This is a genomic window from Streptococcus porcinus (assembly GCF_900475415.1).
GTDB lineage: Bacteria > Bacillota > Bacilli > Lactobacillales > Streptococcaceae > Streptococcus > Streptococcus porcinus.
In genome coordinates this window covers 323,862-349,054 of record NZ_LS483388.1, presented here as the reverse complement: position 1 = coordinate 349,054, position 25,193 = coordinate 323,862, and the positions used below count along the sequence as shown (strand labels likewise).

General features: G+C 38.2%; 23 protein-coding genes, 3 tRNA genes, 3 rRNA genes and 4 pseudogenes. 11 read left to right on the top strand and 22 right to left on the bottom strand.

Annotated features, from left to right (window positions below; all coding sequences use genetic code 11):
• Positions 1-14 precede the first annotated feature (14 nt).
• A complete protein-coding gene (locus DQM45_RS01895; protein ID WP_003085864.1) occupies positions 15-857 on the top strand; it encodes a mechanosensitive ion channel family protein in 843 nt (280 codons plus the stop codon).
• A gap of 69 nt (positions 858-926) precedes the next feature.
• On the opposite strand, the gene DQM45_RS01890 is transcribed toward DQM45_RS01895, so the two are convergent.
• The 4 genes from DQM45_RS01890 to truA are packed head-to-tail and all read right to left on the bottom strand — an operon-like array spanning position 927 to position 3,471.
• Positions 927-1,493: a TIGR01440 family protein gene (locus tag DQM45_RS01890; protein WP_003082923.1), complete on the bottom strand. Its 567-nt coding sequence runs from the start codon at positions 1,491-1,493 to the stop codon at positions 927-929.
• A 14-nt stretch (positions 1,494-1,507) separates the two neighbouring features.
• Complete coding sequence (locus DQM45_RS01885; RefSeq protein WP_003084479.1) at positions 1,508-1,978, bottom strand: ECF transporter S component; 471 nt, start codon at positions 1,976-1,978, stop codon at positions 1,508-1,510.
• A complete protein-coding gene (locus tag DQM45_RS01880; RefSeq protein WP_003084927.1) occupies positions 1,971-2,732 on the bottom strand; it encodes a bifunctional hydroxymethylpyrimidine kinase/phosphomethylpyrimidine kinase in 762 nt (253 codons plus the stop codon). The genes DQM45_RS01885 and DQM45_RS01880 overlap by 8 nt, the downstream gene beginning before the upstream one ends.
• Positions 2,722-3,471, bottom strand: a complete 750-nt coding sequence (gene truA / locus DQM45_RS01875; RefSeq protein ID WP_003082849.1) for a tRNA pseudouridine(38-40) synthase TruA — start codon at positions 3,469-3,471, stop codon at positions 2,722-2,724. The genes DQM45_RS01880 and truA overlap by 11 nt, the downstream gene beginning before the upstream one ends.
• 169 nt (positions 3,472-3,640) lie before the next feature.
• On the opposite strand from truA, the gene DQM45_RS01870 reads away from it, so the two are divergent.
• Entirely contained in the window at positions 3,641-4,990 is a 1,350-nt protein-coding gene (locus tag DQM45_RS01870) for an aspartate kinase (protein WP_003085262.1), read from the top strand.
• Positions 4,991-5,050: 60 nt separating this feature from the next.
• On the opposite strand, the gene DQM45_RS01865 is transcribed toward DQM45_RS01870, so the two are convergent.
• The 6 genes from DQM45_RS01865 to DQM45_RS01840 form a co-directional block, all read right to left on the bottom strand.
• Positions 5,051-5,124, bottom strand: a tRNA-Arg gene (locus tag DQM45_RS01865).
• Between the two features lie 53 nt (positions 5,125-5,177).
• Positions 5,178-5,251, bottom strand: a tRNA-Asn gene (locus tag DQM45_RS01860).
• Between the two features lie 5 nt (positions 5,252-5,256).
• Positions 5,257-5,372: ribosomal RNA gene (rrf, locus tag DQM45_RS01855) — 5S ribosomal RNA — on the bottom strand.
• Positions 5,373-5,476: 104 nt separating this feature from the next.
• Positions 5,477-8,381 (bottom strand): 23S ribosomal RNA (locus tag DQM45_RS01850).
• A gap of 299 nt (positions 8,382-8,680) precedes the next feature.
• Positions 8,681-8,753 (bottom strand) — tRNA-Ala (locus tag DQM45_RS01845).
• 170 nt (positions 8,754-8,923) lie between these two features.
• Positions 8,924-10,472, bottom strand: a 16S ribosomal RNA gene (locus DQM45_RS01840).
• The 16S, 23S and 5S rRNA genes sit together here with 3 tRNA genes alongside, the layout of an rRNA operon.
• A gap of 510 nt (positions 10,473-10,982) precedes the next feature.
• Here DQM45_RS01840 and DQM45_RS01835 point away from each other — a divergent pair.
• From DQM45_RS01835 to DQM45_RS01820, 4 genes are all read left to right on the top strand, one after another.
• Complete coding sequence (locus tag DQM45_RS01835; protein ID WP_003083262.1) at positions 10,983-11,828, top strand: SAM hydrolase/SAM-dependent halogenase family protein; 846 nt, start codon at positions 10,983-10,985, stop codon at positions 11,826-11,828.
• 64 nt (positions 11,829-11,892) lie between these two features.
• Entirely contained in the window at positions 11,893-12,438 is a 546-nt protein-coding gene (locus DQM45_RS01830) for an ECF-type riboflavin transporter substrate-binding protein (RefSeq protein ID WP_003085788.1), read from the top strand.
• 14 nt (positions 12,439-12,452) lie between these two features.
• A complete protein-coding gene (locus DQM45_RS01825; protein WP_003083756.1) occupies positions 12,453-14,153 on the top strand; it encodes an ABC transporter ATP-binding protein in 1,701 nt (566 codons plus the stop codon).
• Positions 14,125-14,955: an energy-coupling factor transporter transmembrane component T family protein gene (locus DQM45_RS01820; protein ID WP_003084990.1), complete on the top strand. Its 831-nt coding sequence runs from the start codon at positions 14,125-14,127 to the stop codon at positions 14,953-14,955. The genes DQM45_RS01825 and DQM45_RS01820 overlap by 29 nt, the downstream gene beginning before the upstream one ends.
• A gap of 214 nt (positions 14,956-15,169) precedes the next feature.
• On the opposite strand, the gene DQM45_RS01815 is transcribed toward DQM45_RS01820, so the two are convergent.
• The 6 genes from DQM45_RS01815 to DQM45_RS01795 form a co-directional block, all read right to left on the bottom strand.
• A complete protein-coding gene (locus DQM45_RS01815) occupies positions 15,170-15,871 on the bottom strand; it encodes a gamma-glutamyl-gamma-aminobutyrate hydrolase family protein (RefSeq protein ID WP_003083405.1) in 702 nt (233 codons plus the stop codon).
• Positions 15,872-15,996: 125 nt separating this feature from the next.
• Entirely contained in the window at positions 15,997-17,238 is a 1,242-nt protein-coding gene (locus DQM45_RS01810) for a peptidoglycan bridge formation glycyltransferase FemA/FemB family protein (protein WP_003084164.1), read from the bottom strand.
• 217 nt (positions 17,239-17,455) lie between these two features.
• The gene (locus DQM45_RS10235; RefSeq protein WP_241761059.1) at positions 17,456-17,623 is read right to left on the bottom strand and encodes a hypothetical protein; all 168 of its coding nucleotides are present in this window, start codon (positions 17,621-17,623) and stop codon (positions 17,456-17,458) included.
• 6 nt (positions 17,624-17,629) lie between these two features.
• The gene (locus DQM45_RS01805; RefSeq protein ID WP_003083654.1) at positions 17,630-18,175 is read right to left on the bottom strand and encodes an alpha/beta fold hydrolase; all 546 of its coding nucleotides are present in this window, start codon (positions 18,173-18,175) and stop codon (positions 17,630-17,632) included.
• 38 nt (positions 18,176-18,213) lie between these two features.
• A complete protein-coding gene (locus DQM45_RS10230) occupies positions 18,214-18,450 on the bottom strand; it encodes a GNAT family N-acetyltransferase (RefSeq protein WP_003085749.1) in 237 nt (78 codons plus the stop codon).
• 243 nt (positions 18,451-18,693) lie between these two features.
• Complete coding sequence (locus tag DQM45_RS01795) at positions 18,694-19,170, bottom strand: DUF2127 domain-containing protein (RefSeq protein ID WP_003083580.1); 477 nt, start codon at positions 19,168-19,170, stop codon at positions 18,694-18,696.
• A gap of 159 nt (positions 19,171-19,329) precedes the next feature.
• On the opposite strand from DQM45_RS01795, the pseudogene DQM45_RS10225 reads away from it, so the two are divergent.
• Positions 19,330-19,506 (top strand): annotated as a pseudogene (locus tag DQM45_RS10225) (Fic/DOC family protein); the annotation flags it as partial.
• A 218-nt stretch (positions 19,507-19,724) separates the two neighbouring features.
• On the opposite strand, the gene DQM45_RS01785 reads toward DQM45_RS10225, so the two are convergent.
• The 6 genes from DQM45_RS01785 to DQM45_RS01760 all read right to left on the bottom strand — a co-directional run bounded on the left by DQM45_RS01785 (position 19,725) and on the right by DQM45_RS01760 (position 22,336).
• Complete coding sequence (locus DQM45_RS01785; protein WP_003083009.1) at positions 19,725-20,246, bottom strand: ATP-binding cassette domain-containing protein; 522 nt, start codon at positions 20,244-20,246, stop codon at positions 19,725-19,727.
• On the bottom strand, positions 20,213-20,584 hold the full coding sequence (locus DQM45_RS01780; protein ID WP_138069207.1) for an ATP-binding cassette domain-containing protein: 372 nt from the start codon (positions 20,582-20,584) through the stop codon (positions 20,213-20,215). The genes DQM45_RS01785 and DQM45_RS01780 overlap by 34 nt, the downstream gene beginning before the upstream one ends.
• Positions 20,575-21,027, bottom strand: coding sequence for an ABC transporter transmembrane domain-containing protein (locus tag DQM45_RS10330; protein ID WP_039984784.1), 453 nt, complete (start codon positions 21,025-21,027; stop codon positions 20,575-20,577). Before DQM45_RS10330 ends, DQM45_RS01780 begins: the two co-directional genes overlap by 10 nt.
• Positions 21,012-21,224 carry a hypothetical protein gene (locus DQM45_RS01770; protein ID WP_003085279.1) on the bottom strand — a complete coding sequence of 71 codons (213 nt, stop codon included), beginning with the start codon at positions 21,222-21,224 and terminating at the stop codon, positions 21,012-21,014. Before DQM45_RS01770 ends, DQM45_RS10330 begins: the two co-directional genes overlap by 16 nt.
• Before the next feature lie 253 nt (positions 21,225-21,477).
• Positions 21,478-21,795, bottom strand: coding sequence for a hypothetical protein (locus DQM45_RS01765; RefSeq protein WP_003083875.1), 318 nt, complete (start codon positions 21,793-21,795; stop codon positions 21,478-21,480).
• A gap of 1 nt (position 21,796) precedes the next feature.
• On the bottom strand, positions 21,797-22,336 hold the full coding sequence (locus DQM45_RS01760) for an SdpI family protein (RefSeq protein WP_003084593.1): 540 nt from the start codon (positions 22,334-22,336) through the stop codon (positions 21,797-21,799).
• 455 nt (positions 22,337-22,791) lie between these two features.
• On the opposite strand from DQM45_RS01760, the gene DQM45_RS01750 reads away from it, so the two are divergent.
• From DQM45_RS01750 to DQM45_RS01735, 4 genes and pseudogenes are all read left to right on the top strand, one after another.
• Positions 22,792-23,214: a hypothetical protein gene (locus DQM45_RS01750; RefSeq protein WP_003082742.1), complete on the top strand. Its 423-nt coding sequence runs from the start codon at positions 22,792-22,794 to the stop codon at positions 23,212-23,214.
• A gap of 2 nt (positions 23,215-23,216) precedes the next feature.
• Positions 23,217-24,245: pseudogene (locus DQM45_RS01745) on the top strand (replication initiation factor domain-containing protein).
• Between the two features lie 59 nt (positions 24,246-24,304).
• A pseudogene (locus tag DQM45_RS01740) lies at positions 24,305-24,588 on the top strand (helix-turn-helix transcriptional regulator).
• 33 nt (positions 24,589-24,621) lie between these two features.
• Positions 24,622-25,119, top strand: a pseudogene (locus DQM45_RS01735) (tyrosine-type recombinase/integrase); the annotation flags it as partial.
• Between the last annotated feature and the right edge of the window lie 74 nt (positions 25,120-25,193).

Genomic DNA, 25,193 nt, shown 5'->3' with positions numbered 1-25,193 from the left:
AGAAAGGACTACCTATGACTTTTTTAATCAATTATATCAATCATCTTAACCTTGAAGATCTCCTCTTTTCTTTAATTTCAAAATTTATATCATTAGGACTACTACTGATATTTTTTGCCATTGCTAAGCAATTAGCCAACTCTTCTTTAGAAAAAGCTATTTTCAAATCTTTAAGTCTATCCCGCCAAAGTCAAGCTCGCAAAAGAACCTTAACCAAACTAATTCATAACTTAATCAATTACCTTCTCTATTTTCTGCTACTATATTGGTGTCTAAGCCTCTTAAATATTCCTGTCTCCAGTTTACTTGCAGGAGCTGGAATTGCTGGGGTAGCAATTGGTTTAGGTGCACAAGGCTTTCTCTCAGATGTTGTCAATGGTTTTTTTATCCTATTTGAAAATCAATTTGAAGTAGGAGATACCGTTTCAATTGCTGGTATTGACGGCAATATTTCAAGTGTCGGTATTCGGACAACACAAGTACGGGGGTTTGATGGTACACTCCACTTTATCCCTAACCGTAATATAACAGTCGTTAGTAACAAATCTCGTGGCAATATGCGAGCATTAATTGAAATTCCATTATATTCAACAACAGACTTAAATGAAGTAACAAAAATTATTGAAGCCGTGAATCAAACTGAACTCGTGAACTATCCTCAAATTGTTGAGAAACCAACCATTTTAGGTCCTCAGATTACGGCTAATGGGCAATTTTCGTTTAAGGTGGCAATATTCACAGAAAATGGGCAACAATACCTTATTTATCATACCTTTTATCAAAAGTATCAAGAAGCTCTTCTGAAAGAGGGAATTGTTTTACCGACTTCTAACACCCTCCAAATACCTGCTAAATAAAAAACCTAATGAACAGCTAGGATAGATTGATTATTATATCAACTTTAACCATCTCTGTTCATTAGGTTTTTAATTTTTTCGAATGGCATCTGTTTTATAGATTGCTCGTGCCCCTCCAATTAATTTAGGTCGGCTAGCTAGGGCTGTTACATGAGCTCCTCCTAACTCTCTTCTGATTGGGACAATTGGAACTTGGACTTTTTTCACATGCATTCCAATCGAGGTATCGCCTATATCAAGTCCAGCATGAGCTACGATTTCCTCAACTTCAACAGGACTGGACATATATTTAAAAGCAGCTAACTGACCACTACCACCAGCATGAAGAGTAGGCAAAACATTTACAATTTCATAATCTTTAGCTTCTGCAAGGCTTTCCTCCACAACCAAAGCACGATTTAAATGTTCGCATCCTTGAACAGCTAGATAAATCCCTCGATTAGATAGTTCGTCCAATAGCGTTTTGACGATAACCTCACCAATTTCAAGGCTTGACTCCTTACCAATCAAGCCACCTTTAACTTCACTTGACGATAAACCTAAAACAAAAACCTGTCCCGCCTTAATATTACTTTTATCTAAAACGTCGTTCAAAATTTCTAGGGTTTCCTTAGCCAATTCCTTATAATCAATCATCAGTAAATCACCTCCTAAGCTACTTTCTTAACTCTAGAAAAACTCAGATAAACCAAATAACCAACCAACATTCCCAAAAAATTCTGGCCGACATTGCCAATTATTCCTGCGACAGCAGCTCCCAATCCATACATAGGAATAGTCGCCATGAAATAAATACTGACCATCGCTAGCGATGACAAGACAAGACCTAAAATGCGACTTCTACCTGTCAGACCTGCGAAATAACCTTGAGAGCCATGGGCTATTAGGCTAAAAAACATCCAGTTTGGATAACCTGAAACCAAATCAATTAAGAAACCCGAGAGAGCACCAACAATCATTCCTTCACGTTTTCCTAGGTAAAAAGCCGTAAAATAAATGCCCGCATCAAGCAAGGTCAAAAAGCCCGTTGGAGTACCAATGCTGACGAATTTCCCAAGCATCGTTGTGAGGGCCGTTAGGATGGATAATAGAACCATCATTTTAAGTTTCCTATTAGTCATAATTTTGTTTCACTCCATAGTCATCTGCGTGTTGGATAGCCTGATAAACAAAGTTTTTAGCCTTTTGAACTGCTTCAAGAGGGCTTTCTCCTTTTACCAAATAGCTAGCAATACTAGAGGCAAAAGTACATCCAGCACCAACATTATTCCGAGTCAAAATAGGAAATTCTAGAATTTGAAAATCCTTCCCATCATAAAAGAGATCTAAAGCCCGTTCTTGACTAAAACGGTTTCCACCTTTAATCACTAGGTTTTTAGCTCCTAATTGATGAAGAACCTTAGCTACATCTTTCATATCGTCTAGAGTACTTATAGATTTTTGTGCCAATAGCTCAGCTTCTACCAAGTTTGGAGTAATAATCGTGGCATAGGGGAAAAATTTTAGCATTTCTTCTCTCAAGGCAGAGACCTCTACATCGTGATTTTCCTTACAAACTAAGACAGGATCAAGAATGATTGGGATGTCAGAATGGGCTTTGACAAAGCTAAAAGCCAGCTCAGCAATTGTAGTATTTGGTAGAAGTCCTAGTTTAATAGCTGAAAAAGGAACAGCATCGAGACTCTTTAACTGGTTTTCAAATATATCTCGCTCTGTTCCATAAACTTCAAAACCAGATTCCGTCATGGCAGTGAGGCAGGTAACTGCTAAAAAGCCATGAAGCTGATGATAGTTAAACGTCGCTAAGTCAGCATAAAGACCACCCCCGCTAAAAATATCATTTCCGGAAATAGCTAAAATATAGTTAGTCTTCATAGATAATCTCCTTTAAATAGAGGCCGTTCCCAGCTATTGTGGGGCCGGCTAACTGCCTATTTTTTTGCTCAAGAATAATTCTGACCTGCTCAACTGGCATTCTCTGGTTCCCAATCTTCAATAGGGTGCCAACCATATTACGGACTTGCTTATAAAGGAAGCCATTTCCAGTAAAGGTAAAAATGAGGCATTGCCTATGAGAATCGAAACTACAATCTGCTTGATAAAGTGTGCGGACCTTATTTTCAACACTTGTTCCAGCTGCAGTAAAGCCAGTAAAGTCATGAGTTCCAACTAAATCTTTAATAGCTAGCTCAATCAATGAAAAATCCAATGGATAAGGGTAGTGCGTGGCATATTTACGCATCATAGGATTTTTAGGTCGTCCGACATCAACGATAAATTCATAGGTTTTGAGGTGTTTCGAGTATCTGGCATGAAAATTATTAGAAACCTCTTCCACACTTATGACGTCTATATCTTCAGGAGTCTGTGTGTCTAAAGCAAATCTTAGTTTCTCAAGATCACGCCTTTCGGCTAAATCAAAATGGATAACTTGTCCATAGGCATGTACTCCAGCATCAGTTCGGCCTGCACCCTGTATGGCAATAAATTTTCCTTTATTTAGACGCATTAAAGTTTTTTCAATTTCTTCTTGAATGGTTCTAGCTTTTGTTTGGCGTTGAAACCCAGAGAACTGGCTTCCATCATAAGAAATAACAGCTTTATATCTAATCATGATACTATTCTAGCATTTTTTTCACCAATCAGATAATTTTATCCACCATCTGTACCCATACAATCTTTGTCTTTTATTATCAGAACTTCAAACAAAAAACCTTACTGACAAACATCACTAATTCTGATATAATTAGTGCTAATATTCAAGTACCAAAGGGGAAATGTTAATGAAGGTCACAAAATTTGGCGGAAGTTCTCTAGCCAACGCAGAACAATTAAGAAAAGTACTAAACATTGTAAAAACTGATCCTGATCGAAAATTTATTGTAGTTTCTGCACCCGGTAAAGAGAGTCCAAACGATCAAAAAATAACTGATGCCTTAATTGCTTATCATGATGCTTACGTTACTGGGGGTTCACTACAGAATATCCAAGAGAATATCATCAATCGATTTAAAAAGATTATTGAAGCACTGGAACTTAGTCAAAAGCTATTAGATGCTATCACAAGTGACATTAAAGGATTAGCACAATTACCCATCGAGAACAATCCCTTCTTATATGATACATTTTTAGCTAGCGGGGAAAACAATAACGCTAAACTAATCGCCGAATATTTCCGTAATAATGACTTAAAAGCAAGGTATCTTAACCCTGGAGCTGCTGGCTTAATAGTTTCTAATGAACCACAAAACGCCCGTATACTCCCAGCAAGCTATGATAAAATGGAAAAGCTCAGAGAGTACGATGGTATCTTAGTCATTCCTGGTTTCTTCGGGATTACCAAAGAAGGACAAATTTGTACCTTTTCACGAGGCGGTTCAGATATCACCGGTTCGTTAATAGCTGCAGCAATTAGCGCAGATCTCTATGAGAACTTCACAGATGTCGACGGTATGTTTGCCGCACATCCAGGCGTTGTTAAAAAACCTCACTCCATCAAAGAATTAACTTATAAGGAAATGCGAGAACTCGCCTATGCAGGCTTTACCGTCCTCCACGATGAAGCTCTAATACCGGCTTACAGAGGACAAGTTCCTCTTGTTATTAAAAACACCAACAATCCTGACCATCCCGGAACAAAAATTGTCCTTGATCGCAGCACCGACAAAAATCCAGTAGTCGGAATTTCAGGTGATGATCAATTCATTAGTATTAACATGTCCAAATATCTCATGAATAGAGAAGTCGGATTTGGTCGTAAAGTTTTACAGATTCTAGAAGATTTACATATTCGGTGGGAACACATGCCTACTGGTATCGATGACCTCTCTATCGTCATTCGAGAAAGGGAAATAACCCCAATCAAAGAAAAAGAAATTTTAACCTATTTAACTCATAATTTAGAAGTTGATGAGGTATCTGTGACAAAAAACCTTTCCATCATCATGATTGTAGGTGAAAACATGAAGAGTCATGTCGGTGTAACTGCCACTGCAACTAAAGCACTGTCAGAAAACAAAATCAATATCACCATGATTTCTCAGGGCTCAAGTGAAGTTTCTGTCATGTTTGTCGTTGACTCTAAGGATGAGAAAAAAGCCATTAAGGCTCTCTATCAAGCTTTTTTTAACTAATACGATTATAAAGAAAAAGAACATGGGTACAGTGCCTACCATGTTCTTTTTCTATCACAATGCACCCTAGAGGAGTCGAACCTCTAACCGCCTGATTCGTAGTCAGGTACTCTATCCAGTTGAGCTAAGGGTGCTTCCTTTGTTAACCATAAATCAAAAAAGATAGGAAAATTCCTACCTCTAAAGACTCCGCCAGTAGGACTCGAACCTACGACATCATGATTAACAGTCATGCGCTACTACCAACTGAGCTATGGCGGATTAAAGCTAAGCGACTTCCGTATCTAACAGGGGGCAACCCCCAACTACTTCAGGCGTTCTAGGGCTTAACTGCTGTGTTCGGCATGGGTACAGGTGTATCTCCTAGGCTATCGTCACTTAACTTATGATTGAACTCTAATCTTAGTCCACTCAAAATTGAATAACTATATCTTATCAAGAACTCTACCTCTTTGTCAATAAACGTCTGTCTATTATTTCTTATCTTTGGATAAGTCCTCGAGCTATTAGTATTAGTCCGCTACATGTATCACTACACTTCCACTTCTAACCTATCTACCTGATCATCTCTCAGGGCTCTTACTGATATAAAATCATGGGAAATCTCATCTTGAGGGGGGCTTCGCACTTAGATGCTTTCAGCGCTTATCCCTTCCCTACATAGCTACCCAGCGATGCCTTTGGCAAGACAACTGGTACACCAGCGGTAAGTCCACTCTGGTCCTCTCGTACTAGGAGCAGATCCTCTCAAATTTCCTACGCCCGCGACGGATAGGGACCGAACTGTCTCACGACGTTCTGAACCCAGCTCGCGTGCCGCTTTAATGGGCGAACAGCCCAACCCTTGGGACCGACTACAGCCCCAGGATGCGACGAGCCGACATCGAGGTGCCAAACCTCCCCGTCGATGTGAACTCTTGGGGGAGATAAGCCTGTTATCCCCAGGGTAGCTTTTATCCGTTGAGCGATGGCCCTTCCATGCGGAACCACCGGATCACTAAGCCCGACTTTCGTCCCTGCTCGAGTTGTTGCTCTCGCAGTCAAGCTCCCTTATACCTTTACACTCTGCGATTGATTTCCAACCAATCTGAGGGAACCTTTGGGCGCCTCCGTTACCTTTTAGGAGGCGACCGCCCCAGTCAAACTGCCCGTCAGACACTGTCTCCGATAGGGATTGCCTATCTGGGTTAGAGTAGCCATAACACAAGGGTAGTATCCCAACATCGCCTCTAACGAAACTGGCGTCCCGTTCTCAATGGCTCCTACCTATCCTGTACATGTGGTACAGATACTCAATATCAAACTGCAGTAAAGCTCCATGGGGTCTTTCCGTCCTGTCGCGGGTAACCTGCATCTTCACAGGTACTAAAATTTCACCGAGTCTCTCGTTGAGACAGTGCCCAAATCATTACGCCTTTCGTGCGGGTCGGAACTTACCCGACAAGGAATTTCGCTACCTTAGGACCGTTATAGTTACGGCCGCCGTTTACTGGGGCTTCAATTCAGATCTTCGCTTGCGCTAAACCCTCCTCTTAACCTTCCAGCACCGGGCAGGCGTCACCCCCTATACATCATCTTACGATTTAGCAGAGAGCTGTGTTTTTGATAAACAGTTGCTTGGGCCTATTCACTGCGGCTGTCATCGCTGACAGCACCCCTTCTCCCGAAGTTACGGGGTCATTTTGCCGAGTTCCTTAACGAGAGTTCTCTCGATCACCTGAGGCTACTCGCCTCGACTACCTGTGTCGGTTTGCGGTACGGGTAGTATGTATTTAAACGCTAGAAGCTTTTCTTGGCAGTGTGACATCACTAACTTCGCTACTAAACTTCGCTCCCCATCACAGCTCAATGTATTAGGTATAAGCATTTGACTCATACCACACCTCACTGCTTAGACGTGCTCTTCCATTCGCACGCTTTAGTTAGCCTTCTGCGTCCCTCCATCACTATACATACTAGTACAGGAATATCAACCTGTTGCCCATCGAATACACCTTTCGGTCTCTCCTTAGGTCCCGACTAACCCAGGGCGGACGAGCCTTCCCCTGGAAACCTTAGTCTTACGGTGGACAGGATTCTCACCTGTCTTGCGCTACTCATACCGGCATTCTCACTTCTATGCGTTCCAGCACTCCTCACGGTATACCTTCTTCACACATAGAACGCTCTCCTACCATTACTATTACTAGTAATCCACAGCTTCGGTAAATTGTTTTAGCCCCGGTACATTTTCGGCGCAGGGTCACTCGACTAGTGAGCTATTACGCACTCTTTGAATGAATAGCTGCTTCTAAGCTAACATCCTAGTTGTCTGTGCAACCCCACATCCTTTTCCACTTAACAATTATTTTGGGACCTTAGCTGGTGGTCTGGGCTGTTTCCCTTTCGACTACGGATCTTAGCACTCGCAGTCTGACTGCCGATTATATCTACTTGGCATTCGGAGTTTATCTGAGATTGGTAATCCGGGATGGACCCCTCACCCAAACAGTGCTCTACCTCCAAGAGACTTAACATCGACGCTAGCCCTAAAGCTATTTCGGAGAGAACCAGCTATCTCCAAGTTCGTTTGGAATTTCTCCGCTACCCACAAGTCATCCAAGCACTTTTCAACGTGCCCTGGTTCGGTCCTCCAGTGCGTTTTACCGCACCTTCAACCTGCTCATGGGTAGGTCACATGGTTTCGGGTCTACATCATGATACTATTTCGCCCTCTTAAGACTCGGTTTCCCTACGGCTCCGTCTCTTCAACTTAACCTCGCATCATAACGTAACTCGCCGGTTCATTCTACAAAAGGCACGCTCTCACCCATTAACGGGCTCGAACTTGTTGTAGGCACACGGTTTCAGGTTCTATTTCACTCCCCTCCCGGGGTGCTTTTCACCTTTCCCTCACGGTACTGGTTCACTATCGGTCACTAGAGAGTATTTAGGGTTGGGAGATGGTCCTCCCAGATTCCGACGAGATTTCGCGTGTCTCGCCGTACTCAGGATACTGCTAGGGCTCAATTCAATTTTAAATACGAGGCTATTACTCTCTTTGGCTTACCTTCCCAGGTAATTCTTCTATTAAATTAAAGTCCCACGTCGCAGTCCTACAACCCCGAGGAGTAAACTCCTCGGTTTGCCCTCCTGCCGTTTCGCTCGCCGCTACTAAGGCAATCGCGTTTGCTTTCTCTTCCTGCAGCTACTTAGATGTTTCAGTTCACTGCGTCTTCCTTCTCATGACCTTTATAGTCATGGATACTAACCATTAGTTAGTGGGTTCCCCCATTCGGACATCTCTGGATCAGCGCTTACTTACAGCTCCCCAAAGCATTTCGTCGTTAGTCACGTCCTTCTTCGGCTTCTAGTGCCAAGGCATCCACCGTGCGCCCTTATTAACTTAACCTTATTCCAGTCTTTCGACCTTCTTATTTTTTTTAATATGTTCGCGTTTATCTTTTTTTCGGTTTATTTCTTGTTACTTTTCTACAATCATTTTAATGATCGTGGAATTTGATATAGTTATTCAATTTTCAATGGACTATGTTTAGGATACAAAGCAACGCTCGCTTTAGCGAAACTTCTGTAGAAAATTAGGATTCTGACACAGTGTGCTTGCACACAAGGAAGATTATCTATTTTCCTAGGAAGTTAGTTGCGTGTTCAACTTCACTTATTATTAAGTTTAGGTGGACTTATATCCTATGGAGCCTAGCGGGATCGAACCGCTGACCTCCTGCGTGCAAAGCAGGCGCTCTCCCAGCTGAGCTAAGGCCCCGACTAATAAACTGGTTGTTACATTATTAGTGGTGGTACTATTCTATTACGTGAAGCTTAATTGTATTCAAACTAAAATCTTTTTCATACAGATTTCTTAACGTTCTCATAACTTAAATAAGACCTCTCAAAACTAAATAAGACAAGACCAAACGTCTTCCATTTCCTTAGAAAGGAGGTGATCCAGCCGCACCTTCCGATACGGCTACCTTGTTACGACTTCACCCCAATCATCTATCCCACCTTAGGCGGCTGGCTCCTAAATGGTTACCTCACCGACTTCGGGTGTTACAAACTCTCGTGGTGTGACGGGCGGTGTGTACAAGGCCCGGGAACGTATTCACCGCGGCGTGCTGATCCGCGATTACTAGCGATTCCGACTTCATGTAGGCGAGTTGCAGCCTACAATCCGAACTGAGATTGGCTTTAAGAGATTAGCTTGCCGTCACCGGCTTGCGACTCGTTGTACCAACCATTGTAGCACGTGTGTAGCCCAGGTCATAAGGGGCATGATGATTTGACGTCATCCCCACCTTCCTCCGGTTTATTACCGGCAGTCTCGCTAGAGTGCCCAACTTAATGATGGCAACTAACAATAGGGGTTGCGCTCGTTGCGGGACTTAACCCAACATCTCACGACACGAGCTGACGACAACCATGCACCACCTGTCACTTCTGCTCCGAAGAGAAAGCCTATCTCTAGGCCGGTCAGAAGGATGTCAAGACCTGGTAAGGTTCTTCGCGTTGCTTCGAATTAAACCACATGCTCCACCGCTTGTGCGGGCCCCCGTCAATTCCTTTGAGTTTCAACCTTGCGGTCGTACTCCCCAGGCGGAGTGCTTAATGCGTTAGCTCCGGCACTAAGCCCCGGAAAGGGCCTAACACCTAGCACTCATCGTTTACGGCGTGGACTACCAGGGTATCTAATCCTGTTTGCTCCCCACGCTTTCGAGCCTCAGCGTCAGTTACAGACCAGAGAGCCGCTTTCGCCACCGGTGTTCCTCCATATATCTACGCATTTCACCGCTACACATGGAATTCCACTCTCCCCTTCTGCACTCAAGTTTGACAGTTTCCAAAGCGAACTATGGTTAAGCCACAGCCTTTAACTTCAGACTTATCAAACCGCCTGCGCTCGCTTTACGCCCAATAAATCCGGACAACGCTCGGGACCTACGTATTACCGCGGCTGCTGGCACGTAGTTAGCCGTCCCTTTCTGGTTAGTTACCGTCACGTAATGGATTTTCCACTCCCATTACCGTTCTTCTCTAACAACAGAGCTTTACGATCCGAAAACCTTCTTCACTCACGCGGCGTTGCTCGGTCAGGGTTCCCCCCATTGCCGAAGATTCCCTACTGCTGCCTCCCGTAGGAGTCTGGGCCGTGTCTCAGTCCCAGTGTGGCCGATCACCCTCTCAGGTCGGCTATGTATCGTCGCCTTGGTGAGCCTTTACCTCACCAACTAGCTAATACAACGCAGGTCCATCTCATAGTGGAGCAGTTGCCCCTTTTAAGTAGATGACATGGGTCTTCTACTTTCATGCGGTATTAGCTATCGTTTCCAATAGTTATCCCCCGCTATAAGGTAGGTTACCTACGCGTTACTCACCCGTTCGCAACTCATTAGACTGGTGCAAGCACCTGTCCTCTGCGTTCTACTTGCATGTATTAGGCACGCCGCCAGCGTTCGTCCTGAGCCAGGATCAAACTCTCATTTTAGTTTGAACTTTCTCGTTCTTTCTGTCGCTGACAGATTTATTGCTTTTGCTTGACGGGTAATATGTCTTGCATATCACCCTCACGTTTGGTTTTTCTTGTCTTATTCAGTTCTCAAAGGTCTTGCATCTCTTACGAGACAACTATTTTATTCTATCAGCTATCTCCTGCTTTGTCAATAACTTTTTTCAGTTTATTTGACTCTGATGATAACTGTGCTGCTCTTTTAGCAACTTTATTAGTATACCTACCTTTTGTCTCTTTGTCAAGATAATTATTTCTAATTTGAAAAGTTTTTTCTATTTTTTTCTATATTATAAAGATTTTACAATATCCATATATTTACAATATCCATATATATTGTTGCTACTTGTCTATTGGTTTCATTCCGTAGCTTTTGCGGTTTGGTTCCTATAGTTCTTGACTATAGGAACCTTAGCATAATTTCTTATTCTTTTAAGTGAGTCTTTATGATAAAATAAAGGTATTATGATAACGGAGGAGTGATTAACCATGTCTAATAATCTACTGGTTTTACAATCTGACTTTGGCTTAGTCGATGGAGCAGTTTCTGCCATGGTTGGTGTAGCCTTGCAAGAAGACCAAGCTGTTCAAGTTCATCATCTAACCCATGATATTTCACCTTATAATATTTTTGAAGCCTCTTATCGTCTCTTCCAAACTATTAATTACTGGCCCGAAGGTACTACTTTTGTTTCCGTAGTTGACCCCGGAGTCGGTTCAAAACGTAAAAGCGTTGTTGCCTTAACTAAAAATAATCAATACATTGTTACACCTGATAATGGCACTCTTTCTTACATAAAAAAACATATTGGTATTGATGCAATTAGAGAAATTTCGGAAGTGAAAAACAGACGTAAAAATACTGAATTTTCCTATACTTTCCACGGTAGAGATGTTTATGCTTATACGGGAGCAAAACTTGCCTCTGGACATATTTCTTTTGAAGAAGTCGGACCGGAGTTATCGGTTGATGCTATTGTTGAGGTTCCTGTTGTCAATACTGTAATCAATGAGGGGATCGTGAGTGGTGTCATCGACATCTTAGATGTTCGATTTGGCTCTTTATGGACATCAATAACCAGAGCAGAATTTCAACACCTTAGTCCTGAATTTGGTGATCGTTTCGAAGTTACTATATTTAATAATGATATGCTAGTTTATCAAAATCAAGTAACCTATGGAAAGTCATTTGCTGATGTTCGCATTGGTCAACCAATTCTTTACATTAATTCACTTTACCGTGTCGGTTTAGCTATCAATCAAGGCTCTTTTGCAAAAGCTTATAACATTGGTGTCGGACAAAACTGGCATCTTGATATCAAGAAAATGAGCTAATATTAAGAAAATTTCATTAACTAAACCAATTGTTACTATTCTATAGAAGAAAAAGGATTATATTATGAATAACTTATCCATTAAAACCGTTGTTGCTATTGGCATCGGTGCTGCTTTGTTTATTATCATTGGTATTTTTGTACCTATTACCGTTTTTACCAATACAACAATCTCTTTACAGTATGCAGTACAAGCTTTATTTGCTGTTGTTTTCGGCCCAATAGCTGGTTTTTTCATTGGTTTCTTTGGTCATATGCTTAAAGATATGATTTCTTATGGATCAGTTTGGTGGTCCTGGGTTATCCCTAGCGCACTTGTTGGGTTAGGTATTGGTTTCTTACAAAAAAAATTAAAATTGACACAAGGCATTTTTACCAAAAAGGACATTTTTCTATTTAATATTACTCAAATTGTTGTAAATATTATTTCTTGGGCTCTTGTTGCACCGCTAGGTGATGTACTTATTTATCATGAGCCAGCTAATAAAGTTTTTACCCAGGGGCTTTTTGCAGGCCTTGCAAATATTGTTACAATCGGTATTGGTGGAACCTTACTCTTAGTTGCTTACACCAATACTCGTACCAAATCAGGTAGCTTGACAAAGGATTAAAATTCAAAAAACTAATGACTAATGCTATCCAATTCAAAAATTTCAGTTTTAAATATGACGCTCAATCCCTACCGACACTTTCAAATCTTAATCTAACTATAGAGAAGGGGCAAAAAGTGCTCATTATCGGGCCCTCTGGCAGCGGTAAGTCAACAATTGGGAACTGTTTAAATGGGATTATCCCCAACCATTTTAAAGGTGAACACAGTGGCTCTTTGCTTATCAACGATAAAGAAGCTTTTGATTTATCTATTTATGAAAAATCAAAATTAGTATCAACTGTTCTCCAAGATCCCGACGGACAATTTATTGGACTTTCGGTAGCTGAAGATATCGCCTTTGCTTTAGAGAATGATTGTGTACCGCAGTCAGAGATGAATAACCACATCAATTATTGGAGCAAAATACTTGATATAAGTGATCATCTAGCTAAAAGGCCTCAAGACCTTTCTGGAGGACAAAAGCAGAGGGTGAGTTTGGCAGGGGTTCTAGTCGACGAGAGCCCCATCCTCTTATTTGATGAGCCATTAGCTAATTTAGATCCAAGGTCCGGACTGGATACCATCGATTTGATTGATCGTATTCATAAGAGTACCCAAGCAACCACCATCATCATTGAACATCGTTTGGAAGATGTTCTTTATCGCCATGTTGATAAAATCATCTTAATTAATGACGGTATTATTCTCTTTGATGGAACCTCTAATCAACTGCTCGCTAGCAATATCCTTGAGCAAAATGGCATCAGAGAACCACTATACCTAACTTGTTTACGTGATCTCGGCTTTGATATTAGAACCTTAGGCCAGCTTGATCAACTTGATAATCTAAACTTACCACCTGTTACAACACTAACTAGTCCAAAACGAGAAGAAGCCCACATCCCCAAAGAGCCTCTCCTAAGCCTCCAAAACGTAACCTTCAGCTATGATAAAGATCACCCTATCCTTGACAATGTAAATTTAAATCTAAATAGGGGAGAAAGAGTAGCTATTGTTGGACAAAACGGTGCCGGAAAATCAACTTTAGCAAAAATCATGTGTCAATTCCTTGAAGGTAACTTCACTATGACCTACGGCGGAAAAGATATCTCTAGGGATTCCATTAAGGAACGTGCGGATAGAATAGGCTATGTCCTACAAAACCCCAATCAGATGATTAGCAAATCTGCCATATTTGACGAAGTAGCTGAAGGGTTACGCTTACGTGGCTTTACAGAAGAAGAAATAACACACAAAGTCAATGAAACATTGAAAACCTGTGGCTTATATCCCTATCGCAATTGGCCTATCTCTGCCCTTTCTTTTGGACAGAAAAAAAGGGTAACGATTGCTTCTATTCTTGTTCTAGGAGCAGAAATTATTATTTTAGACGAACCAACAGCCGGACAAGATAAGAAAAACTACACTGAAATAATGAATTTTCTGAACCAACTTCACCAAAATGGCCATACCATTGTTATGATTACGCATGATATGCAATTAATGATGGAATATGCCGATAGGGCTATTGTCCTCAGCCATGGCCGCATCATCGCAGATGATAAGCCTGAGAACATCCTTTCAGATGAAGATATTCTTAATAAAGCCTATTTAAAAAAGACTAGTTTATTCCATTTAGCAGAAAAAACAGCTTGCAATCCAATTGATATGACAAGATACTATATTGCAAAAGAAAGGGGACGACATGCCTCAGAGATTGATCGGTTACCATAAAACCGGAACATTTATTCATCAGTTATCCGGCGCCAGCAAGCTGATCTTTTTTATATTAGTCTCTGTTGCCTGCATGACAACTTACGATACCCGTCTCATTCTTTTTATTGGACTACTATCCCTTTACTTATTAAGAACGGCTAAGATTCCTTGGAAAAACATATCATTCGTCATTTCATTCGTGACTTTCTTTGCTATCATGAATATCCTTATGGTTTACCTTTTTGCACCGACCTACGGACAAGAAATTTATCAGTCACAAACAGTCTTGCTAAAAGGCTGGGGAAACTATAATCTGACTAGCCAAGAACTATTTTATTTATTCAATCTCGGTTTAAAATACTTCTCAACCGTCCCACTAGCTATCTTATTTCTAACTACTACTCACCCCAGCCAATTCGCCTCTAGTTTAAATCAAATTGGCTTACCATACAAAGTTGCCTACGCCCTTAGCTTGACTTTACGCTATATCCCAGATGTGCAAGAAGAATTTCACACTATTCGAACATCACAGGAGGCCCGTGGTCTTGAATTATCCCAGAAAGCTAAATTAATTGACCGGATTAAAGGTAACCTGCAAATCATTATTCCACTTATTTTCAGTTCTTTAGAACGAATTGACACCGTCTCTACAGCTATGGAACTGCGTCGTTTCGGCAAAGAGAAGAGACGAACTTGGTACAGTGCCAAGCCTTTTACTAAAGCAGATTATTTAGCTGTTGGACTTGCGCTATTTATCGTCTTAATTACCATCCTTTTATTTTTTAGTAATCATGGACGATTTTATAATCCCTTTTCGTAAACGCCTAAACCGTGGATAGTTTCTATATTGGCGGATTAACTACACCTTAGAATAAAAAAGCATCTAGCTATCAACTAGCTAGATGCTTTTTTATTACACCAAGGCTCTTTTTGAAACTTTCTCCATTTCACTTAGTAGGTACAGAGGATGTAGATGATAATTATCGAATTAAATTTCTATTTATCGTTAAAAAGTTATAAACCTTCTATTCAACTTACAATTGATTAACGAAAAAATCAAAAATTGCCTGATTCTCCGGTTTTGTTGATAAGAGTAATTCTGGATGCCATTGTAAACCTAATAGGCGATGTTTACGACTATATACAGCCTCAATAGTCTGATCTTTATTATCCCAAGCGATTGCTTTCAATTCAGGAGCTAATTTTTTTATAGACTGTATATGTAGTGAATTAACCTGACTACTATTTCCATAAATAGGAAACAAAATACTATCTTTAGAGACATGGATAGATTGGTGAGCCTGATTTGGTGCTTGCTCTTGCCAATGGTTAGATATAGACTGATTTAAAGTTCCACCTAAGACAACATTGACTAGTTGGGCACCACGACAAATCGCTAGTATGGGCTTATTTTGTTTGAGTGCTTCCATAATTAATTGACTCTCAAAAACATCTCTATCTTCATTGTAATCATCGCTTTTAATGCTCCGCTTTTCACCATAAAAGTGAGGGGAGACATGTTGACCTCCAGTTAGAATCAATTTATCAACCATTGTCACATAATCTTTGACCGTCTGTTCTGAACCGATTGGTAAAATGATAGGCAAACCACCCGTTTTCAGGACGATATCTAAAAAAACAGTTGAACTATAAGTTCGAGTGATTCCATTTTCCCAAGTATCCTTGCTTTTTTCTTTACTGACATTCCCAGTTATTCCGACAATCGGTTTTTTCACTATCACTGCCCCCTATTTGAAATAATAGGCTTATTTTAGCACAATCACCATAGGCTTGGTATTATAAAGTTGTAATCACACTAATAAAAAAAATTAATCTGATTTAATAATTTATAGGATTAGACTTATTTACAGAGGAAACGATGTCTAAAGAAACGAAAATGTTTGTGGCATTTGTAAAATAAATTGAAAGGATGATAGAGGGGACTAACGGGAATATTAAACTCTCCAATATATTCCTCAATACTTGGATCGAAATTTGCTTTGAACTTCGTTAAGCCATCGCTTAGATCTCCTTCAACCCCTCCCATATTAGCCCATTTAATACCATGATGATAGGCGTCTTCAAAAACTTTAGGATAAAGTAAATATTGAGGATAATATTTTTTAAAATCATTATTCATACCTGCATATAACATCTCCATTGACTGGCCATAAGCAATTGAGAGAATACCCGCAATCACCACTTCTTGAGAATACATTTTAGAAAACTTTTCACATTCGGAAATATTTTTTAGTAAAGCCTCTTTCTGATCATTCAATTTGCGAAGCTTCTTTTTTTGATGACTTTCTACAAAACGTAAGTTATGTTCCACTTCTAATAATTCTGTTTGCAGATAATTTAGCTGGGTAGGAATATTAACCTTAGCCAAGTGCAAGTAAGCGTCATCACCATAGATCGTCATTAGTTGTTTAAAATAATCTAAATCTCGTAAACTAATATGTTTTCTATCTTCTGTTAAGGAGACTACGTGTGCAAAAGCTGTTAAATCACTGGGAGAAGCTCGATATACTTCAACTCCTTTTTTCCTAGCATCTGCCATTAAACGTTTGGTGTGCTTAGGAAATGTTTCTACTAAATCTTTGTCAAGGTAACAATTTGCTTGAAAACGCGGCTGAATTGTTTCAGACATTTGCACTGTTAAGCCGGACCATTTGGCCCCAGCATCAATCATAGCATCTATAGCATCTTGGCTAGATTTACGAATATCCCGGATAGAGTCACTCAATTTATATTGTTTAAAAATAAGCGCTGGATCACACTTAATCACGAGGGCGTTTTTTTGTTTCGCATAATCCTTAAGCATGTTAACAACAAAAACGACTAGGTCCCGGTTATTATAGTCCATGACTGGTCCACGAGGGATATAAATCATGGACAATCCTAATGGTAAGGACTTAATCAATAGTGACATGGAAGCTATTAACTGACTATCATGATAAACTCCGATTCGTTCATGCTGCCAATGATGTTTAACCTTAGCCCAATAACTACTTTGTAATAAGTTGATTTGTTTACTTGCTTTGACGAAAGTGTCATGTTCTTCAGCACTAATACCTATTTTTATCACATAACGATTTGCCATAAATTCTCCATTGTTAAATTACTTTTTTATTACTAATATTTCTTTTTTGTTACAAAATATATTTTTATGTTACCATATAGACATCTAAATGTAAACTGTTTCTTAATAAAATATATTATCTTTTTAATTTAGCAATATTAATCGTTTTTAACTTAAAAGCCTAGACTATTCATTAATCCAAAGATAAATAAAAAGAACTTTAAAAAGTTCTTTTTATTTATCTTGAAATTCCTGGCTCCGGCACTGCTGCTCTCACCAACTCTGTCAATATCGTATCAAGAATAACAGGTTTTCTATTAATATTATGACCTAACTTTGGTATGGTAATCATTCTACTATTATCATAGCTCTCAGCAATGGTCATCGAATGACTTGAGCGAATCATATCATTTTAACCAACAAGAACAAAGACAGGGATTGTATTAGACTTAAGACTCGACTGAATGGCCTGATTTGCCATCATGAGTCGAGCAACAAAGTAAGCATTCTTTTTTTTAGGGTCAAAGATGCTCTCTAGAGCTAGTTTTATCACTTTGAAACTAATACTAAAAATATAATGACAATGTAATCCTATAAATCTAATATTCCCCGCATTTAGAAGCAATCCCTCTACTCGCTCAGGAAAGAGATTTTCATATGCAATGGCTAAATTAGCTCCATCACTGTGACCTACTAAAATATAGCTCTCCAGTTTCAGAAAATTCAATAAGTCATGAATTTCCTCTGCTATTTGAGCAAAACTCATTTTCTGGGTGAGCACTCCCGACTTGCCATGCCCAAGAGTATCAATCATAATCAACTGATAGCAACTTGCTAAATGCAATTGTGGCTCAAAATAAGCAAGAGATTGACCATTGCCATGAAAGAAAATAATGGGATAGCCATGCCCATGAATTTCGTAATAAAGCTCATTCCCCGTTTGTGTTTTATAGTACATTATTAATTTCACTTTCTAAACAATTAATTCTACACCATTTAAATATTATCATTTAAACCCATAAAGCCCACACAGTCGTATTCATCAAGCATTTTTAATTGATTTGCTTTGTAAAATGCAATCGTGTTGGAAGTTGCATCTGTTATTAATACAATTTGTCGTATACCTTCTAGTTGTTGATATATATCCTCCATGAGATGAGAGCCTAACCCTTTGTTCTGAAATTCAGGCCTTACTAAAATATCTTGGATATACGCAATAGTCAAGCCATCCATCACTAATCACTCGACATAAACCGATCAATTTTTCGTCATGCCAAGCTGTGACATATGTATAAGTGTTTTTCAAAAGTAGTTGCATATTCTTACTTCTTGCAACATAAATATCCCAGCCAACACTTAAATAAAGTTCTCGTAGTGCTTCATGCGATGGCAATAACTTATTAATAACATACTCCATTTTTATTCCTCTCTTTTTCTTAACTAACAAAACATATTAAGAGATGTCTCGCAAAACATTTAATCACCTTTTAAATTTTTATATTCTAAGTAAGTTAATAAAATCAAAATAAGGTCAAAAAGAGTTAATGCAATCATACTATAGTGATGAGTTACCATAAATTCTCTTAATTGATAAATAATAAAACCAACAAAAACTAAAATAGATAAAGGATAGGCCCAAAGCTTTCTCCGAAGTAAGAGAAACAAGGTCAAAAGCTTCAATACACCATGTAATAAGAGATAAATAGCTGCTAACCTTTGACCAGAAACTGTTATTAATTGTCCCAGTTGTACAAGATGACTTGCAATAAAAGCATTTGGATTCTTAGCTATTTCTCCTGAAGTTAAAAAAGCAATAAACATGTGTATTGTTTCATTTTTAAAAAAATAAAGAAGTATCCCCGCAATTGACTCACCAGCAGCAAAAGCTAGCTTGAAAAACAACATGATTTTGAAGCTCTTATCAACTAATTCTACATTATTTCTAGTTCTCATTCTAATCTATCTTTTCCTTTCTTTTACAAGTCTCGTGCCTGCACCACCTAACAACAGGTGGCCATCTTTATGATATAATAACACAATTTTCTTAATAAAAACTAATTCCTAGACATCATTTTAATGACTTGATTACTCCCTAATTTAATAGAAATCTAAGGTAATGGACGAACTCAACGAGAAGTCATTCGTTCCTTAGCATTATCAAAAGGGTATTCTGCACAAATACGCGTGGAGCAAGATGATGAGGTTTACAATCTTTATATGGACGGAACAGTCTATGGAGACTTAGAAAAATTAGAAGAACTACTTGGGAAAATACTGGAAAAATTGTAATTTAGTTTACTACCTTACCCACTGTTATCTTTAATTAATTCTACTTGAACGTCCCTAATATTATTCCTACTAATGATACCTTTTATAAAAAAACTCTTTGTCACTTACTATCAGTCTGTAGTTGACAAGGAGCTTTTTATTTTGATATTGACTAATTTTACTTTTGTAAAGTAAGATATTCTTAATTTAAAATATATACATGTAGAAGCAATCTTAAACTATATTAGTTCTTTTACTAAATGCAAATCCTTTATTTTATAAACCATTGAAACATAATCGGAACGATAATGATGCTCAACAATTATTACTATTGTGTGAGGGAATTTATTCAGAATTCCATTCAAAATAACATCAGAATCACCTTGACTAATATGCGAGAACATCTCATCTAATAATAGCACCTTAGGAGTTTTCATTAATGCTCTAGCAATTTTCAATTTTTGAATTTCACCCGAACTGAAATTTTTTTGAATCGTCTCCATATCTAGAGAATTAATATCATCCGCCTTCAAAAGACGCTCGGTCAAGCAAACTAAATCCAAAATTTCATTAATGGAAATGTCCCCAAAAATGTTATCTGAGAGACTGCCTTCTACAAATTCTAAATCATTTGACACGTACACTATGTCTTCATTGATATCCTCTATTTCTTTATTTGAAATTAATTTATCATCTAAAAAGATATCTCCATTAAAATCAACAATCCTCATAAGCGTTTGTAAAAAAGAGTTTTTCCACATCCATTATCGCCTACTATTTGAACAACATCTCCTGAATGGCAAGCAAAATTAATATCTTTAATCAGTAATTTTTCTCCACCGTATATTTCTCCACTCCATACTTTTAGAGAAAAGTTATCGGTGAAACCATTTTCTATTTTCCCTTTTTTCTCTACATAAAATTGCTTTAAATAGTCTAACAAGTTAATAATTCTATTTTCATATATTTTAGTTGTTTTTATTGTAGATATAGTACCTATTAAAAGCGTAATAGGACTACATAGCATATTCGTATAAGCATTGAAAGCTACTAAATCACCTACCGTTAAATTAGATGATTTAATTAAATCTACCCCCACAAATAATGGAACAAATGTTGCAATTGAAATAATAATAGCCGAAACAATGGAAATATAGTTAGTATAATTTCTAGTTTTTTTACAAAATTAGCATTGTCTTCAATAGACTTATAATATTTAGAATACGAATTTGAAAATAAACTATATATCCGAATAGGTAGGATATTATAAAGAATATTATCAGAAGTCTGTATTATTTTCTCTTTTGATAATTGTATCCTATTAGTCAGTGATTTAATTTTTTCACCAATAAAAATAATCCATATAATATAAAGACACAAGAAAAACACGCATATAGTGCTTAGTAAGGGATTAATATAAAATACCAATATCAAGCAACCTACTACCCTAATGCTATTTGAAAATACGGTATAAAATATGTTAGCTGATTTAAGTATACCAGTTAGCTGTTTGATTTTGTTACTTTCTAACTTAAGGTACATTCCCCACCTGTCCAAGCTATCACCTTAATAGTAGGGAAAGCAATAACTATAGAATCAATAATTTCCTTAATCTCAGTAAAAGTTATTCTTTCTTTTCTATTTGGTGAACACTCAAAACAGCACTCTTGACATGCAGCAGTACATTTCATTGTTGTTAATATTCCAATGCTTTTAGGGTCAATAACACTAACTACCATAATCTTCCTCCCTTAAAAATGTTATTGCCCTAATAATTTTTATATCAGGGCAATACTACTTATATTTCAATTCCTGCTTGACTTAATTCATTACCAATATAGTCTCTTACATTATTTGTAAAATTATCACTACCTAACACAGTAGCCAAGGTAATTGTTCCACTTAAAAATACATTTTCTTCCTCTACATTCCTAAATGGGAAAGTCGTATCTACTGCAACAACAGTAATAGTAACTGCTGCCGCAGCTACAACTACAAAAAGCGCATATGTAGAAGCACACCAGTCTCTTGTACATACTCGCTGAATTGCAATATCAGAAAATTCATCCTGATAATAATGTATTTAATAAATGTCCTTTTGTCCTGTGAATCAGCAATTTGTTTAAGTTCTTCATTATTTAATAAATCTAAGAAAAACTTATTATAGTCATAATCAGTTGAGCCATTTAAATCAACAATACCAGATTGTTGCTGAATATCTTCTTTACTGGCTAATAGAGGTAATTGAAAGTCTGTTGTGTTAGACTTATTAAAAATTCTTGCATTTGGATTTCTTCTTATTGTTCTCATATTAATTTCCTCCTTTTTTAGGATAAATCCATATAGAATAAATGATTGGCAAAATAAGCCATATAGTAAATGAAATCGCTACTACAGTATTCATATTCAAAAAGTTAGAAAGTAACAAAATCAAACAGCTAACTGGTATACTTAAATCAGCTAACATATTATGAGTTGCTTTCCAGTTTCCTTCATCATTTCTTGTTGAAAAAATTCTTATCCCAATAAACGGATTATAAGGAATAAGAGAGCATAAATTCCCAATAAAGATAATGATACTGCATAAAAGGAATAACGATAACTTTGTATCTATAACCATGTTGGAATTGACAATACTCAAAATCATAATTACTACAAACACTAGTGTCAATAGCCAACGTAAACTATTCTTAATACTATTATTAAAAAATACTAAAACCTGAATAGTTATTAATAAAGTATAAATCAACCCTACGATACTAGAATACTGACTGCTAGTTAAGTAATAAGTAACAAGAAAAACTAAAAAACTTATTATCATCAATAACTTATTAAATCCTTTATTTTTCATATCCGTCACCTCACTTTCTTTGAAAACGCTTCCTCAGCTTTAATTATACTCTTTTTTTAGAATTTCCAAAAAAATACATGAGATAATATGAACTTCCTACAAAAAAGATTTTAGTACAGAACGACTAAAATCTTTTTCTATCTTTATTCATAGTTTATCATTCAGCCTTCCTAGTTCCTCTTTATTTTCTAATAATAACTGTAAAGGTGATTTATCATAGGCATACTGGTCTCCTGGGTCAAAACTTGTAGAGTATGGTCCATCTGGATACTGAGGGTTGACATATAGGGGATACGAACGTACACAAAAGTAGGGCTAAACCCTTGATACGTCTGGGGTTAAAGCCAATCAGTTGAAGTTTTCGCTGAAATCCCTTGGGGGAGTAGGGTTCAAAGCTAATTCTGCGTACGTTTAGAAAAGATGACTATTTTGAAACCACAAAGGAGAACACTATTATGTCAAACTTAACAGTTACCGATAGAACAATCAAACTTGGCGAATTGAACCTTGATAAAGCACAATTTGACCTGCCAAAACACCTTGTGATTATCTCGGCTCGTATCCGCAATAAATACCGTGAAGTTAATGGCGAACAAGTGCGTACAGACGAACCAGATAAATTGATTTGTTCAGTGCAAGACGCTAACACAATCAAAGCTCTTAAAGAATTGAATATCTCTGTTGAGGAACTCAAGGCTATCACCCTTGAAATTCATGACAATCTCGACAAAATCACAAAATTAGCAGAAGATGATGGCTTGCTGGATAAGACAGTCGAACTGGTCAATCCCCAAATTCGCCTCATGTGGAATATGGCACGAAATACTTGGGGTGGTGTGAAACTAGTTGCTAATGACCTTAAAGCAATTGGTGATTAAACATGGACAACAGCCTGAGGATTGACTACTTCACTGTCACTGTTAAAGATGTTCCACCAGAAGAGGTGCTAGAAGAGATACTGCTCATTCCCCAAGATAAGTTTACGCTGAATGTTTGGGGAATAAACAAGTATCAACGCCACTATGCCTGTTCAGATATCAAAGTTTACTTTAACCAAGTCTTAGATAAGATGGGGGTCTATCTGGAACTCAAAGGACAAGGCTGTCGGCAATATGAAGAATTTATGGCTGGTAATGCTAATAACTGGGTAGCTCTGGTCACACGCCTATACCGCTATCAAGTCAACTTTACCCGAATAGATATTGCTAATGACATCTACGATAAGGCTTTATCTGTTCAAACCCTCTACGCCTACTGTAAACGAGGCTTGTGTATCACAAGAGCACAATATATGGACTATCACGAACGGTCAATCCTTGAAACAGGCGAACGGGTTGGTGAGACCGTCACCATAGGGGCACGAGGGAGCCAACAATGGTGCGTCTATAACAAACTCATGGAACAAAAAGGTAAAGGTAAAGTCCTTGATGAGACAAACGCTTGGGTCAGAGCAGAGCTCCGTTGTTGACAAGGAAAAGCCAATATCATTGCTCACCAAATACACCTTAAAAGACCTCTGACAGCCATTTACTTTGAGGCAATCAACGGACACTACCGTTTTGTCAGACCAAATGGCAGGGACACAAATAAGCGCAGATGCCAACCCGTCAAATGGTGGCTGGTTTACCTCCAGACGGAAACCAAAACTCGTTTGAGTATTGAACGCACCAAGCCAACACTTAGACAATCGGAACAATGGACGGAAAAACAAGTCTCAAAGACCTTAGCCAAACTCTATGTGGCTAAGTACGAGGCAACCACACTTGAGGGAGCTGACCAATTTCTCCAAGATCTCTTAAAATTGGGACTATCGAAATTTACTAACAGCGATGGAAAGGAGATTGACCAATATGTCCGTGAACACCAGAGTTCCGACACTTGGGGCATACAAAAAGACGACTTGCCGTAAACAAATCGCCTTAGAAATAATAACTACTAATATTATATCATGAAAGGACAGAAAAGGCTATGCAAGTGATTTTACCAGATGAACAAATTCATCAGCTACAACTGTTAATTAGCCAGCTTATAGAAAATGAAATAAAAAATAAATTGGATAGTAACAATGTTGAAAGTCATTCTTGAACAAGCAACAAGCTTGTAAGTATCTAGGAATTGCCAATAATACGCTTGATTCTTGGATAAAAAAGGGATTACCAGTTATTCGAGTTGGAAAAACTGTCCGCTTTGATAGAGCCGAACTCAATCACTGGTTACAAAATCAGCAGCATTATAACCGTGGTTTGATATAATGAAGCCACGGTATTTTTCTAGCTCAATTCAAGAAATGGAAGCATATTAACTTCAAAAACAACGAAATCCTAATCGAAAATGCCTTAGACCGCTTTGGAAATGTAAAAGCAACAAAGGGAGGCAAACGCACATTATTCAATGCTCCTACTGAACTGATGGAGTTGTTGAAAAAATGGAAAGCCTTGCAACGAGAAGAACTAAAACAATTTGGCATCAAGCAAACAAACAATCAGTTTGTATTTACCTACAATGATAGACAAAACAATATAAACGTTGTCTTGCATATTGATTACCTCAATTATCGCATGAATTCAATCAAGAGACGACATCCTAAGCTAAAACATGCCACTCCACACAAGTTAAGACATACTGGAGCAACTCTTGCTAAACAAGCTGGAACATCCTTAGAGGACATTTCTCAAGCTTTAACACATAGTGACACCCTGATTACTAAAACATATATTAATACCTCGAACATTGTTCCAATGACTGTTGGTGAAATTGCCTTTAGAAATTTGAAAAATGACTAGTGTGAATTAGGGGTGAAAGATGGTGTGAAAAATCATAAAAAAATACAAAAAAACACCCCATGGTGTGAACCATG